This window comes from Moritella sp. Urea-trap-13 (genome assembly GCF_002836355.1).
GTDB lineage: Bacteria > Pseudomonadota > Gammaproteobacteria > Enterobacterales > Moritellaceae > Moritella.
The window spans coordinates 638,344-651,486 of the sequence record NZ_PJCA01000031.1 but is presented as its reverse complement, the minus strand read 5'-3'; the positions used below and the strand labels follow the sequence as shown (position 1 = coordinate 651,486).

Below are 13,143 nucleotides of genomic sequence, written 5' to 3'. Positions count from 1 at the left end.
TGCTACCAGCAAGTAGCGATAAGGCGTACTAAGTGTGTATAACCCTAAATAATCCCATAAGGAAGTAATTATGTCGACAACAATTGTGATTCAAATGAACGATGTACCTACCATGGCGGTCGAGTTGTTCGCAGAAAGAACTGGCCAAACGGTCTGTGCTGTTACCAGTCAAATGGACAGCGGAGCCTTACCGTTTACGCAGCATAAGCCTCGTGCTACTCGTCATGTCAATATCGCGAAGCTAACTGTTATGTGTTTGGAATCAAACTCAGATAAGCCATGGTTAGCTTAAAGGTATTCAACATGCTTAAACGAATAAAATTAAGCAGCAAAGGTAAATGCACAAGACGGTGTAGTCAGTGTGAAATCAAACACGAATTCATATGCCCAGTAATCATCGTATCTGAAGTTGTCTTTGTAGTATTCATATTAACCTTCGCTGCTTTGTCAGCGTAGTTTGATCATCGCAAATAGGGAGATTTGTTCAATGTATGAAATTAATGATAGCAAACAAACCGTAATTGACGCGGCCTGTATCCGCTTTGCAGATATTGAAAACGTAGAGTCAATTGCAAAGACATGTGGTATGCGTGGCCAGATGCTACGCAACAAGTTAAACCCAAACCAACCACACCAATTAACCGTTAGTGAGTTAATCAAGATTACCAAAGCAACGGACAATCACGACATTATCAACAGTGCGATACTCGAAGTCGGTTTAACCGCCGTTCGCCTACCAAAGCAAGGTGAGTCCAAGCCACTAACCGTAAGCGCAATGAGCGTAGCAATTCATACCGGTGATATTAGTCGCCATATCTTAGAAGCAGAATCAGACCGCCGTCTTACACGCCATAAGAAAGACGCAATTATTAAAAAGGCACAATCAGCAGTCCGTGAATTGGTCTTTCTTATGTCAGACGTTGAAAACCGCTGCGGTGGTGCAGGGCCGTTCGTGTCTATGTGTGCTGATGCAGTCATTAATGGAATGCCGATACCAGGCATGTAAAGGAGATAACCATGGGACAAGTCCAATTTATACCTGAACAAAAAGTAAAAATGACAGCTGCTGAAGCCATCACCCAAGTCCGAACCATGTTTAACCGTAACCGCGTTGCCGTTATCTATAACAAATTAGGCGAAGAACCAAAGCGTATTATCTGTTTTGCTGCTGGTCTTCAGGAACGGGATAAAGAAGACCAGTTTGAAAAATATAATAAAATTCAACGAGCTTCAATTCATCTAGCTATCAAACAATTTGCTCCTGTTTTTACAGCGTTATCGCAATTTTCATTAACCGAATTTAACAAGTAAGGGAATACAGTGATTAAACTAAATCCAACAATCAATGATGTGATTAACGAGTTGATATTTATTGCCATTGCTAAGCCTGAAAAGGTGAGTGTGTCTGTTCGTTATATTGGCCATGCTGATGCGCTCGAAGTTATCGCAATTGATAAAGCTTACTTTAGCGGAGTGCAAAACCCGAATACCTGGTCTGAACACAAATTAATGGATCAAACGATTTACCTAGATGGACTAACCGCATTTAAACAAGTCACTTCTGCGTATAACGAACTAAGCAATTTAATTAAAAACGAGGTAGCAGCATGAAACGTATTTTAGCCCCTGTTGAAGATGTGCGTTCAGCGCTGCATTCGCTTGGCATCAACGAAGAAAAAACAGATTGGATCATCGATTTGTTTGAGTGTGTTGATGCTGGTCGTAATGACGCCCTTGCTATGCCGAGTTTTCATTTCAACCTTTACGCTACGCTGAAGCCCGAAGAGGTATTGATTACTGTATTTGCATTTTGGCAAAGCGTAGTGACTTGTTCTGACATTAATTCAACTGAAGAACAACTTGCACTAGGTGCTATTCGCTCTGTGTATTTTATGGCGCAAGGCTTGGCCTTAACCAAATTAGTTAGCTGCATTGAATTGTGGTGGGAAAAAACACTCGAGATCCACAATACAACAATTTGGATGGTCGCATGATGTATTTAGCAATCGAAATTGGCCCCAATGGTGGCATGCGTACACATCCTCATACGGCTGAATATAGAACGGTCGAAATCGGTGAATTTAATACTAAAGCTGATGCTGTTCGTAATGCATGTCATCAACTTAACTGCCGTCAGATTTTCCGAGGTGTGATCCGTTGTTTAACAGGTCAGGGCGGTTACGTGGTTTTGAATACACAGGACTATGCGCAAGTATGACCGCTACCATAAAGCACTTATCTTCAGGTCCTAAAACTATTATTGGAATGATAGAAAGGGGGGAGGACAGCAGTCGTAAGCCTTCCCGTACTCCAACGCAAGGCAAAGAATTCCAACAACCTGAAATGTCGCTTATTGAAAATGCGATGTTTCAGGTTAATCCTGAAATTGATGATCATGAATGGCGTAAGCAGTTCTTTGGTGACATGCCTCATTACCTTAGCAGGTACTTTGCCGAGCGATATAATAAAACCTTTAAGCAAAAAGGTCGTTCTGCTGCCAATTTGTACCTTCTAAAAACAGTCGGTGAGAAGATAAACCCACGCCTACAAAAAGTGCTTGATCAATACAGACGACAATTCAAATTCAGAAATGCCTATGTTCATAACAATGACTTGTCACGCGAAAAACTATTAGCTGAAATGGACAAGAGTGAAATAAAAAAACTAAGTCAGCAATTTGCTGATTTTTTTGTAAGTAAATTAGAACCTTTAATTGAAATCGAAAAAGCCAACCATAAAGATTATGCAGACGTAATTATCGCTGTGTTTGAAAACATGCAAGTCGAATGCAGGGAGTTTGGTTACACACCGCCGTATAACAGAAACGATGGATTGCATCAGTCTGAAGCTGAATGTGGCATTTTACGTTTAGTTTGCCAGCGTGCCTGGGAAAATAAGTTAAATAAAAAACGTATGGCTATGCGAGAACATCTTGCTATTGCTGTTGGTCAAGTGCAAAAAGCGGCAAGCCCGTATTGCTCGCGCGACTGCATGCACGAATGGAAAAACCAAAAACAACGCAACAGAGATTTTATCAAAGGTATGTCTATCTTTGATGAAGATTCTGGTGAAGAAATTGCCCTATATGACATGTTCTACAAATCGACCGCTAACCCTGCAATTAGACGTTGTGAGTTAATGGTTCGTATGGCTGGATATCAAAGTATTGCAACCGCAATGGGCTGTGATGGGTTATTTCTAACGCTGACTGCACCATCAAAATATCATAACACCCGCAAGCAAGGGGGTTTTGTTGACCAATGGCTGGGAAACAGTCCGAAAGAGGCGCAGCGTTATTTATGCCAAATATGGGCAAGAATACGTGCGCAGCTAAAACGTGAAGAATTACCTGTTTTTGGTATGCGTGTTGCTGAACCGCATCATGATGGCACACCACATTGGCATTTACTCATGTTCATGCAACCTGAGCATGTTGATCGTATCCGTGAAATTTTCATTAGTTATGCAATTAATGAAGAAGTAACGGAGCTATTCCCAAAAGTTTACCGAAAAACCATTGTTGGCCCGTTAGATTATCGCCCACGTTGTGATGTGAAAATGATGGATCCAAGTAAGGGTACTGCAACGGGTTACATTGCTAAATACATAAGTAAAAACATTGATGGTTATGGCATGAAAGGCGAACTTGATGATGAAACAGGCCGCGACCAAAGAGAAATGGCTGCACACGTTACCGCCTGGGCAAGTCGCTGGCGTATTCGTCAATTTCAACCTATTGGTGGTGCACCGGTTACGACTTATCGTGAATTACGTCGTTATGCTAATAATGATAAAAATGCCTTCAAAAGCTTTGTAACTACGTTAAGTAGTAAGCAACTGCACAATTTATTCAACGAACAATTCCCTGACCAAGACCCAACATTTATGGGTCCTCAGTTAAATTTCCACGGCCCACGTTTAAATTATGAAGCTATGGGGTCATTACAGCGATGGGAAGTGATCACTGATAAGTACAAGCCTGAATTGAAAAGCAACGCAGCTGCAGCATCCGATGCAATGAAAGCGGCAGATAAAGGCGACTTCGCCGCTTATGTGATGGCGCAAGGTGGACCGTTTGTATCTCGTAAAGATTTACTGATCCGTAATGATTATAACACTGCAGAAATGGGCAATGAATATGGTGAATTCGTTTCTAAGCTCCAAGGTTTTCAAGTCGTCGGTGGTGATGCTGTTAACACGCGTACACGTAAATGGAAGATACAACCGAAGTCACAAGCATTGCTCGATAGTGAAGCGAGCACAAGTAGCACCGAAGGTGCTGAGGTTTTGAACTTGCCCGAAGGGTCTTCTCGGAGTTCTGTCAATAACTGTACGCCCTCCAAGAACGACAGGTTAAACGCTGGAATTAAAGCGCTGTTGAAAAGGCGGGGTATTCATTTAGATGATCACCTTACCAACGTTATGAGGGAAGGTGCTCAAATCAAAGTTGGTAAAGACCTCGTTGTGAAATTGAGGCAAGGATATTACGTCGAGGGTTCTGATAAGTATCATCCGCCCGAAGTGGTCGATGTTACACCCGAAGTACAAAATATTTGGGATGGTTGGAACAGTCCTGAAATTGAAATTAAAGATACATCCAATTACACGCTTGGTTGGGAAACTTGGGAATCGTGGGATTGGGGTTAACCTATAACGCGTAAAGGATTGTAATTACGGCAGTGAGGGGTTGGTTATATAGAACAAACTAAAGGGTAGACTAAAACTCTAAGCCTACTAGTTTCACTAATTAAATCGCATTTAAACTGCTGGTGACATTGAAAAATAATAATTATCCCCCACCTTAACTTTAGGCAATTAACTAGTGGTGATGTATGACTATTCAAGCAGACTTTCAATCCTTTTTAAACAACCTTCAGATCAAGAATGCAGGTCAAATTAGTAAGCGTTATGGAAGTATAACGCGAAGACTTAATATGTTTTTTCGCAATGGAAGCGAAAATAGAACTGCAAATAGTTTACAGGTCGGTTCATATGGTCGATATACTGGTATTAGTGGTATCAGTGACTTGGATATGCTTTATATTTTGCCTGATAGCTTCTTGGTTACCTATAAAGATAATCCTTATCTAGCTTTAAAACACTGCAAAGAGCAGATCCAGCTTGTTTATGGAACGTCTAAAGTTAAGGTAGATCGAAATGTTGTCGTTGTTACTTTCAAGAATTACGTTATTGAAGTTGTGCCAACATTTAAGACTTTCGATGGTCGATACTTGTTCCCAGACACTTACGGTGATGGTAGTTGGCCGATTTGTAACCCCAGTGCTGAACTTCGCTCATTTAAAGATAAAAATGAACAGCGTAATAATAACTTAAGACGTTTGGCAAAAATGGTACGAGCGTGGCGAGCACGCGCTGGCATAAACATGAGTGGTTTCCTGATTGATACCCTATGTTATCGCTTCCTTGATAATAATACAGACTTTGACAATAAGAGTTTTGGTAGTTACGACATTTTGGTAAGAGACTTCTTTTCATTCCTTGAGAATGAGCCGGATAAAGCTTATTACCGTGCATTTGGTAGCTTTTCTCAGGTGAATGTCTATGCCAAATTTCAACTAAAAGCTAAAGAGGCAAGAGAGAATTGTGAATCCGCTATGCAGGCACGTGTTGTAGGTAAAGAGAGTAAGTGCAATCTAAAGTACAAGGCTGTATTTGGTAAGAAATTTCCGGTTATTGATAATGAAGGTGTGGCTAAAACTACCGAAGAGTTTATTCAAACCAAGCATCCAGTGAAACTTACAAACAATATAACACTTGATTGTGAGGTTAAAAAAGACGCTATGTTTGAATTTTTATCAAAGCTCCATGACCAAGGTTTACCTATTCTAACAAATAGAAAGTTGAAGTTCTCGATTGCAGACTCTGACATATTTGGCCCTTACGAACTTAAGTGGAAAGTACTTAACCGAGGTGAGGAGGCTGAACGAAGAAAAGTGATTCGAGGTCAAATTATGGATGATAAAGGTTCAAAAACCCTTGAAGAGTCAGCCGATTTCTCTGGGGATCATTATGTCGAGTGTTACGCTATACAAAATGGTGTTGTTGTGGCTCGAGATCGAATGGATGTACCAATCATAGGAGAGCTATGATTATGTCAGAACAAACAATTAAAAAGCAGATCGCAAGGGAGTTCTATAACGTAATTTATGGCGCAAAGTTGAATTTTTCATCTTTTGATATTTGTGAAAAACTGCCTAGCATTATTAGTCTGCTTTCATTGTCTATTGGTGTTTTTGGTTTAGGCTTTAAGGCATTTAACAGTACTGCTCTGTCAGTATTCCTACTGATAGTCGGTATTATAGGTATAATGCTAAAGCCGCGAGAGCTCCAGAAAGAAGCCTATTGTGAAGTAGGTGTAAAGCTCACAGGCATAAGTAAAAAGCTTGAATTGCTTCATTCAAACGTTAATGAAGCGGACGAAGAGTCCGTCATTAAAACTAGAGCTGATTTGAGCCAACTACAAGATCAACATCTTGCAATATCACAACCAGCGCCAGTATTTCTTTCTTCGTGGTTTGCTCATTACAAGGTGTTTAGTGAGCATAATAACAAGTGGATGTGTGAAGAACTAAACCTTGGGATTAAAGATAAGATACCTTTAAGTTTACGATTACCCATCATAGGATTGTTCATTGTAGGGCTTATCTATCTAAATCCTTTCTGCTTTTTCTCAAAAACTTGGGTGTGGGTCACTGAGCCATGTCCAGCTGGATGCTTTGTGGAAGAAAAGGCACCAGCTGATTTAAAGCCGTTAGCATTACCTAAAAAACTTAGCGGAGCAAGCGACTAAACAGTTCCTCATTTTTACTAATGGATTTCCTGATAGTTATGCTGGTATTTATAAAATAGAAAGTTGCTGCTGTAATTCTTGGCGTTGTTCTAGCTGCAATGCTCTCACCAAATCGATTGCTAATTGAGTTGAGCTTTTCGCCGATGGGCTCAGCGTATGACTAAAACTAAGATTCATCACAAAAGAGTGGTCACATAGCGGGCCACTACAGCTGCAATATAAATCGGTATAACTATTAGAAATCCGATCCGTTTTTTAATTCATTATGTCCGTTTTACATTTTTCATTAGCTTAGCAATTTGGTCCATACCGTCAAAAGCACTTGGTAATTTCTCTGAGTTCGAAATAATGCCACTGAAAATAATATTTTCGAATTTTTCTAGAGACACACTATCATTTTTTTTCATTTGAGCGGAATACTCTGTATAGCTTTGTATAAACTGGCAGAGTGTTTGACGTAGCTCTAGCTGCATAAGTTGTGCCTTCACTGAACGATGATTATTCAATAAGACCCTAAAAAAATAGATCAAAATCACCTCAATAGATAGTAAAGGCACAAGTATAAACATACGGTCAATACCTATGCTCTTGTTCTCATTCAAAGCCAGCCAATTTAATAAGACTTCGAGGCAAAGTGGGGCGATGATTAATAAAGCCATTACAAAAAGAGCCCAGAAACTATATTTTGCTTCTGATTCTTTTTGTGTTGATAAACTTTTAAAACCATCATTTAACCCGACAAAATTAAAAGCTGTTTTGTATTCATCTAGTTTATCTTTTAAGGCGGTAACCTCAACCTTTTTGGCATTTATTTCAACATCCCAGGTTTCTTTTAGTTTATTTGCACGATCAGCTGTTGATTCGAAATTTTCAAAGTAACTTAACTTCGGATTATTGAGGCATTCTTTAAATATATTTATAGGCATCATGTAAGATGCGTAAATCATCTGAGAATTAAATGAATGAGAAGCGTCATCGGAGTCATATATTAACTCTGATTCCATATATCTTTGTGCGTGTTCAAGATCGACGTGTAAATATGATGAAAGATCTAATTCACGTAGGAATCTGTATAATATTATATATATATCATTAATTAAATTTGACTCATTTTTGGTAAATGTCCTTAATCTTCCAATTAATTGATCTCCGATATGTTTAATATTAAATTTGCATTTTTCATCCCAAATCATTGGTAGCGTTACCATATGATTCAGTATTACAAGAGTAGATTTTAATCTATTTGAAGCTATCTCGTCATTAATTTCAATATGTTCAACTCTTTGTATAAATTGCACAATTATAGTTTTATTTTGTTCATTGGAAAAAAACATCTTTTTCTCTTTTTATGATACGGTAAGTCAGCGATATTGAAAGGTTACTCCCCATAACTCGTTGATTCAATGTTTATTACCAACTAACTATTTGAAGACTCCAATGCTTACTGTATTTATCAAAATAGGCACTTATCAATACCTACTCTTTTTTAACTTAGCAGTTATTGGGTTTGTAGAAAGAGGGTTTTGGTAAGGTTGGGCTGCTGGGTAGAGTGATTTTGGTGGGTAGTAAGATCTTGTTTCTAAAGTAGTGATCAAGTATTACATGAATTTCTGTATTACTTTAATGATGATAAGCGCCATTCAGCAGCCCTTAGCTCTTCTTTAGTGAATAACGAGCAAAAATCTGATTCAAGCATTATTGATTCAAAAGATAAATCAATACGGCCAAGACCTGATAGCTTTTTAAATCCACTCTGTATAGTACCTGATTTTATGAGTTTTTTGGCTACAGAGACTGCATCATAAGACCTCAGTATTGTAGTGATTACAGTTGGGCTATAGCCGATACGGTTCGACTCTTGAATGGCGTTGTATACCTTTAATGAAAAGTCATTAGCTAAATCTGGCATAAATTTCCTTATAATAAGTTAGGTGACTGAACTAAGTGTGCCATTCTACGCATACTCTTTACGAGTTTTTTGTTATCTACAAAATTGAAAGTTGTAGCTGTAATTCTTGGCGCTGTTCAGGCGCTAAGGTTCTCAACAACTCAAAAGCTAATTGACTTGAGCTTTTCGCTGATGGGCTCAGCGTATGGCTAAAGCTAAGATTCATTACAAATGAATGGCCACACTCCGGGCTATTACAACTGCAATATAAATCTGTATAGCTATTCGAAATTCTATTCGTTTTCTGGATACGGCTTTTAACACCGCACTCCGGGCAAAGTACTCGCATAAACATCCACTCAATTCAAATACTGACCTGTAAATTATACGATGTTTAACTGTCTTTTTATACAGTTGTATGACGTGTTAGTTATAATACATAGCTATTGCTGACGGGTGGGGGAAACATTTAATCATGCGGGCGTGCTCACGATAAATTCACTCCTCTTCGCCTACCGCGTTTTCGCGATTTTTTGACGATTTTGACACGACCATGGACACGCTTATATAGCTCATGCCTTATTGCTAAAGGATCTTGAGGATCTATAAAAGATTGCCTATGTCAAAGTTGAGACACGTTTTGACAGCAGATGACAAGCTATACGGTTTTATCGAAGCGATAAATCACCATTTACCCAAATCAGTTAAGTGATGTTAATTTTATGAAGTTTTTAACGAAAAGTTTAGAGTCAGAACAACGAGTCAATCTACTTTTACAATTCACCAAGATTGGCAGTGAGAATATCAAACGCGCTTTAATCGATCACCTTACCAAAGGTTTAACAGAAAATGATTCCGCCATGCTGAATGACGTATCACAGCAGAATTTCAACCGAGCGTTGAAGCGATTGAACATAGTGGCAGGGATCATTGAGCAGATTAAAAATCTGGATGAAGAACCATTTATTAAATATTAATACGTTATTCTATATTACGATCATTTTAGATGGTCAAATGCATGTTAAAACAATAATATTAAAGTCTTTTTTGGCTTTTTAGTTGTTGTGATCAAGCATTTTAAGAATTACTTATGCTATCGTTAACCTTCAAATTCAGAATGCTATTTTATTTTAAAATAAGGAAAGTAAATGAAAACTTGGCTCAAATTTCTACTTATTCCAATTATCACCATGTGGGTTCTTGAATTAGTTGTTGCCCTTATAGTTGGTGGTGTTTTCGGGTATGCTTCAGATACCTTTTTAGGCTTGACATCATCCTTTATAATTTACTTTTTTGGCGGTGTAGTTGTATATATGCTGGCACCTGAATCAAATAAAATTATGTATTCAATGATATTCTCAGTTATTTATATTGGAATTGGCTTGTACTTTGGAATCATCACTGACGGTAATGTTGTAGATCTAATGGGAGAAAGAGTTGTTCAAGAATTTTTTATATTCCCAGAAATAGTGAAAGCAGCAGGAATATTAATAGCAGTTTATGGTGCACATCAAAATGAGAATGATGAAAGCAACAAAGAGACTGCATAATAATTTATAGAAATTAATTCTATAAATTATTAGACCTTGTAATATACTATTTATCCATTCCCAAATCCGAATACTCAGGCACTGCAAACCCTATATGCAGTGCCTTGGGTAAATACTCGTTAATCTCCATCATATCCTGCTGCATCGGCACGACTTCATTGTTGTAATAAGCGCGAGTGATTTTATCCAAATCACCAAAGCCAGGACTGTCACCCGATGTTTGCCCACTTAATGCTTCTTGGGCGCGGTGCATACTCAACATATCGTTTAACGTCATTTTCTTGATGCGCTCAAATTCATCCTTAGTCGAGATATCACCCACCGGAATAATCTTAATTGCCTTCTCTGCGTCAGCCTTACCACTGCGGTTATTAATAAACAGGCTGCGAAAGTTACCCACACCGCGAGAATCTTTGATTGCTGTTTTTAAATCATCTTCATCATCAGTCGACAAATTGGGATCAGCCATTGAAAAGATAAACCCCATATGGGCGCCGTTCTTGTAATACTTACGGCGAAACAGGGTGGCATCTTCATTCAATAATGCCGACTGAATACCGCCATAATATTGCGGGATACCATAGATGCCCTGATTCGGATCGTATTCTTTCAGGTGTATCACTTCGCCTTTTTTAAAGCGCAGCACTTTACCATTACTTAAGCGCTGGGCATACACACCAGGCGTGGATGTATAGCGCATCGATAATGCAGGTAAATGCCGTAATTTGATCACGCTACCGAAGGCATTTTTAATCACCTGCAGGTAAGCATTCGCTGCCCAGCAATAATCAAATGCAAACTTTTTAAAGGTACGCTGTGTTAATGCCGTATTGGGTTGAAACCATTTCATGATCATATTGCGTTTAAAATATAAAATGGGACCGTGCTGCGCATTCACGCGCAGTAATTTCACCAGCCCCGGTAAACTCACGGGCGGTGAATATAACCCGTCCATGTCAGCGTAAAGGCCGACATATTCAGTCATGTGGTTATCTAAACACGGCTCAGGGTCGCCAAAACTAAATGTATCGATAGATTTACTTTTAGCCGGTTCAGTGGTCGTACTTTTGGTTGAATTCATTATGCTGCATCTAATCCTATTGATGTTCTGGTACTTGAGCAGTCACCAGATAATGGTTCGTAAATCATGGCGTGCATGATTGCCCAGGCTATATCTGCATGGCCAGTGGCGGCGGTGCGGTTGGTTGCATAACTGATTTGATCACCAACCACCTTTTTGCGAATATTAATAAAGCTGCTGGCAACCATGACTGAGCCTTCGTCAAATTCAAAACGGCCCTTACCAATTACGTTTAAGGCTTTAATGACCATCTTGTTTTTGTTGTGCGGGTTGTAATGAATTGGCATGGCCAACGGGAAGAACTTTTGTATTAACTCAAACACACCTAAGCCCATGCCGGTTGTGTCAACACCGATATGCACAACATGGTATTTAAGTGTGAGCTCTTTGATTTCACTGGCCATGGTTTCAAAATCGTTACCACTTAGATTCAGTGATTCCAACAAGCGAAATTTATCATCAGGGCCAAGCGGTAAACTCAACACAACAACAGAAGCAATGTCGCGCGTTCGGGCAGGGTCAAAACCAATAACCACCGGCTTCATGGCATAAGGGCGTGACCACGTTGGATCGAAGTCCGTCCATTTTTTGCTATTACCCACGCAAGCCATCAACTGCTTAAGGCTAAAGGCACTGTGGGCATCATCAATAAACTTGCACATAAAGAGATTATCAAACTCTTCTTTGGAGTATTCATTCTCCAGCATACTGATATCAATGCGGTCAAAGCCTTGTTTCACCACATCGTAAACATCGAGTTTTTGACGCCAGATACCATCATCACAAAGCCGACCATTCTTTAAGGCCTTATGGCTAACATCGATGGCAAACTCGGGATCATTACAGGCTTTGGTTTTTCGGTACCAGCGACCATTCCACAAGTCATAAGCTTCATGGCTGGTCACCGATGGCGTACTGAAATAGGTAATACGAAAGTCTTTATGGGTGGCCATCGCCTGGGCAAGACCGCGTAACTCTTTAAACTTCGGGATCCAAAACACTTCATCGATATACAAATCACCGGATGCCGATTGTGCTGTGCGGGCATTGGTTGATTTGAAATACAGTGTGGTTGTCTTGCCTTTGTTACGCATGGTTAGCGGTGAGCCGCTTAACTCAATACCAAATTGTTCACGACACAAGGCAATAATGTTGGCTTTGAATATCTCCGCCTGGTCCCGTGATGCTGAAATGAAGATCTTGTTACGACCATTCACTATCGCATCATAAAAGGCTTCAAAGGCAAAGTAGAAAGTCGCGCCAATCTGACGCGGTTTTAATATGAACCGGCTGCGGTAATCTTGATGTTCAAACCAGTGTAATTGGTGCGGGTAGAGCAGGTTGTCTTTGAGTGTATCGAGCATTTCTTTGGTGATACTGGACACATCATTTTTAATCTTCTTCTGACGTTTCTTACTTTTACTGCTTCGCTCACTGGTTTGTTCATTTTCGGGCGCGGCAGCTGCAGGCGTATTACCGTATTTTTTAGTGATGCCGACACTGGGTAAACGAGATTGATTTAACGCGCATTGCTGTTTGGTCAGAAAATCCAGTTCTTTGTAATCTGCTTCGCTTTTATCTTCACGGTCTGCCAATAACACAATGCGTCTTGCAATCGCTGTCTCGGCATTCAGTGACGGGCACAGTTCATTCCAGCTGCCATCATCCGCCCAACGTCGTAAAGAACGGGCACTCGGCATACCGTCCATTTCTGCAATTTCATCAAACGTCAGCCCACCAAACACATAATGGTCACGCGCCGTTTTAATGATTTCGGGTGTATATCGGGGAGTCCTCGGTTTCATAACTGGCC

The 13,143-nt window shown here is 39.8% G+C and carries 17 protein-coding genes; 11 read left to right on the top strand and 6 right to left on the bottom strand.

What is annotated here, in order from left to right; translation table 11 throughout:
• The first annotated feature begins 70 nt into the window (after window positions 1–70).
• The 9 genes from CXF93_RS10950 to CXF93_RS10910 all read left to right on the top strand — a co-directional run bounded on the left by CXF93_RS10950 (window position 71) and on the right by CXF93_RS10910 (window position 6,811).
• Entirely contained in the window at window positions 71–292 is a 222-nt protein-coding gene (locus tag CXF93_RS10950) for a hypothetical protein (RefSeq protein WP_101062552.1), read from the top strand.
• Between the two features lie 195 nt (window positions 293–487).
• Window positions 488–1,006 carry a phage regulatory CII family protein gene (locus tag CXF93_RS10945; protein ID WP_101062551.1) on the top strand — a complete coding sequence of 173 codons (519 nt, stop codon included), beginning with the start codon at window positions 488–490 and terminating at the stop codon, window positions 1,004–1,006.
• A gap of 11 nt (window positions 1,007–1,017) precedes the next feature.
• Window positions 1,018–1,311, top strand: coding sequence for a hypothetical protein (locus CXF93_RS10940; RefSeq protein WP_101062550.1), 294 nt, complete (start codon window positions 1,018–1,020; stop codon window positions 1,309–1,311).
• Window positions 1,312–1,320: 9 nt separating this feature from the next.
• Complete coding sequence (locus tag CXF93_RS10935) at window positions 1,321–1,611, top strand: hypothetical protein (protein WP_101062549.1); 291 nt, start codon at window positions 1,321–1,323, stop codon at window positions 1,609–1,611.
• On the top strand, window positions 1,608–1,994 hold the full coding sequence (locus CXF93_RS10930) for a hypothetical protein (RefSeq protein ID WP_101062548.1): 387 nt from the start codon (window positions 1,608–1,610) through the stop codon (window positions 1,992–1,994). Before CXF93_RS10935 ends, CXF93_RS10930 begins: the two co-directional genes overlap by 4 nt.
• Entirely contained in the window at window positions 1,991–2,218 is a 228-nt protein-coding gene (locus CXF93_RS10925; RefSeq protein WP_101062547.1) for a hypothetical protein, read from the top strand. Before CXF93_RS10930 ends, CXF93_RS10925 begins: the two co-directional genes overlap by 4 nt.
• On the top strand, window positions 2,215–4,647 hold the full coding sequence (locus CXF93_RS10920; protein WP_101062546.1) for a replication endonuclease: 2,433 nt from the start codon (window positions 2,215–2,217) through the stop codon (window positions 4,645–4,647). Before CXF93_RS10925 ends, CXF93_RS10920 begins: the two co-directional genes overlap by 4 nt.
• A gap of 185 nt (window positions 4,648–4,832) precedes the next feature.
• Complete coding sequence (locus tag CXF93_RS10915) at window positions 4,833–6,110, top strand: nucleotidyltransferase (protein ID WP_101062545.1); 1,278 nt, start codon at window positions 4,833–4,835, stop codon at window positions 6,108–6,110.
• Between the two features lie 2 nt (window positions 6,111–6,112).
• Complete coding sequence (locus CXF93_RS10910) at window positions 6,113–6,811, top strand: SLATT domain-containing protein (protein ID WP_157824443.1); 699 nt, start codon at window positions 6,113–6,115, stop codon at window positions 6,809–6,811.
• 48 nt (window positions 6,812–6,859) lie between these two features.
• Here the strand turns inward: CXF93_RS10910 and CXF93_RS22365 are convergent, their stop codons facing one another.
• The 4 genes from CXF93_RS22365 to CXF93_RS10890 all read right to left on the bottom strand — a co-directional run bounded on the left by CXF93_RS22365 (window position 6,860) and on the right by CXF93_RS10890 (window position 9,048).
• On the bottom strand, window positions 6,860–7,054 hold the full coding sequence (locus CXF93_RS22365; protein ID WP_101062543.1) for an ogr/Delta-like zinc finger family protein: 195 nt from the start codon (window positions 7,052–7,054) through the stop codon (window positions 6,860–6,862).
• 20 nt (window positions 7,055–7,074) lie between these two features.
• Window positions 7,075–8,145, bottom strand: a complete 1,071-nt coding sequence (locus CXF93_RS10900; RefSeq protein ID WP_101062542.1) for a hypothetical protein — start codon at window positions 8,143–8,145, stop codon at window positions 7,075–7,077.
• A gap of 281 nt (window positions 8,146–8,426) precedes the next feature.
• Complete coding sequence (locus tag CXF93_RS10895) at window positions 8,427–8,720, bottom strand: hypothetical protein (protein WP_101062541.1); 294 nt, start codon at window positions 8,718–8,720, stop codon at window positions 8,427–8,429.
• Window positions 8,721–8,796: 76 nt separating this feature from the next.
• Window positions 8,797–9,048, bottom strand: a complete 252-nt coding sequence (locus tag CXF93_RS10890; RefSeq protein WP_101062540.1) for an ogr/Delta-like zinc finger family protein — start codon at window positions 9,046–9,048, stop codon at window positions 8,797–8,799.
• 373 nt (window positions 9,049–9,421) lie between these two features.
• Between CXF93_RS10890 and CXF93_RS10885 the strand changes: the two genes are divergently transcribed.
• Together CXF93_RS10885 and CXF93_RS10880 are read left to right on the top strand one after the other, a co-directional pair.
• Window positions 9,422–9,676, top strand: a complete 255-nt coding sequence (locus tag CXF93_RS10885) for a hypothetical protein (protein WP_101062539.1) — start codon at window positions 9,422–9,424, stop codon at window positions 9,674–9,676.
• 171 nt (window positions 9,677–9,847) lie between these two features.
• Window positions 9,848–10,249, top strand: a complete 402-nt coding sequence (locus tag CXF93_RS10880) for a hypothetical protein (protein WP_101062538.1) — start codon at window positions 9,848–9,850, stop codon at window positions 10,247–10,249.
• A 46-nt stretch (window positions 10,250–10,295) separates the two neighbouring features.
• Here the strand turns inward: CXF93_RS10880 and CXF93_RS10875 are convergent, their stop codons facing one another.
• Window positions 10,296–11,330 (bottom strand): phage portal protein, encoded by a 1,035-nt coding sequence (locus CXF93_RS10875; RefSeq protein ID WP_101062537.1) that lies wholly within the window; start codon window positions 11,328–11,330, stop codon window positions 10,296–10,298.
• A complete protein-coding gene (locus tag CXF93_RS10870; protein WP_101062536.1) occupies window positions 11,330–13,135 on the bottom strand; it encodes a terminase large subunit domain-containing protein in 1,806 nt (601 codons plus the stop codon). The genes CXF93_RS10875 and CXF93_RS10870 overlap by 1 nt, the downstream gene beginning before the upstream one ends.
• Between the last annotated feature and the right edge of the window lie 8 nt (window positions 13,136–13,143).

Coding starts and splice junctions, on each gene's coding strand:
- CXF93_RS10950 (WP_101062552.1), top strand. CDS start 71: ATGTCGACAACAATTGTGATTCAAATGAACGATGTACCTACCATGGCG.
- CXF93_RS10925 (WP_101062547.1), top strand. CDS start 1,991: ATGATGTATTTAGCAATCGAAATTGGCCCCAATGGTGGCATGCGTACA.
- CXF93_RS10945 (WP_101062551.1), top strand. CDS start 488: ATGTATGAAATTAATGATAGCAAACAAACCGTAATTGACGCGGCCTGT.
- CXF93_RS10940 (WP_101062550.1), top strand. CDS start 1,018: ATGGGACAAGTCCAATTTATACCTGAACAAAAAGTAAAAATGACAGCT.
- CXF93_RS10895 (WP_101062541.1), bottom strand. CDS start 8,720: ATGCCAGATTTAGCTAATGACTTTTCATTAAAGGTATACAACGCCATT.
- CXF93_RS10870 (WP_101062536.1), bottom strand. CDS start 13,135: ATGAAACCGAGGACTCCCCGATATACACCCGAAATCATTAAAACGGCG.
- CXF93_RS10890 (WP_101062540.1), bottom strand. CDS start 9,048: ATGCGAGTACTTTGCCCGGAGTGCGGTGTTAAAAGCCGTATCCAGAAA.
- CXF93_RS10880 (WP_101062538.1), top strand. CDS start 9,848: ATGAAAACTTGGCTCAAATTTCTACTTATTCCAATTATCACCATGTGG.
- CXF93_RS10875 (WP_101062537.1), bottom strand. CDS start 11,330: ATGAATTCAACCAAAAGTACGACCACTGAACCGGCTAAAAGTAAATCT.
- CXF93_RS10920 (WP_101062546.1), top strand. CDS start 2,215: ATGACCGCTACCATAAAGCACTTATCTTCAGGTCCTAAAACTATTATT.
- CXF93_RS10930 (WP_101062548.1), top strand. CDS start 1,608: ATGAAACGTATTTTAGCCCCTGTTGAAGATGTGCGTTCAGCGCTGCAT.
- CXF93_RS10885 (WP_101062539.1), top strand. CDS start 9,422: ATGAAGTTTTTAACGAAAAGTTTAGAGTCAGAACAACGAGTCAATCTA.
- CXF93_RS10900 (WP_101062542.1), bottom strand. CDS start 8,145: ATGTTTTTTTCCAATGAACAAAATAAAACTATAATTGTGCAATTTATA.
- CXF93_RS10910 (WP_157824443.1), top strand. CDS start 6,113: ATGTCAGAACAAACAATTAAAAAGCAGATCGCAAGGGAGTTCTATAAC.
- CXF93_RS10915 (WP_101062545.1), top strand. CDS start 4,833: ATGACTATTCAAGCAGACTTTCAATCCTTTTTAAACAACCTTCAGATC.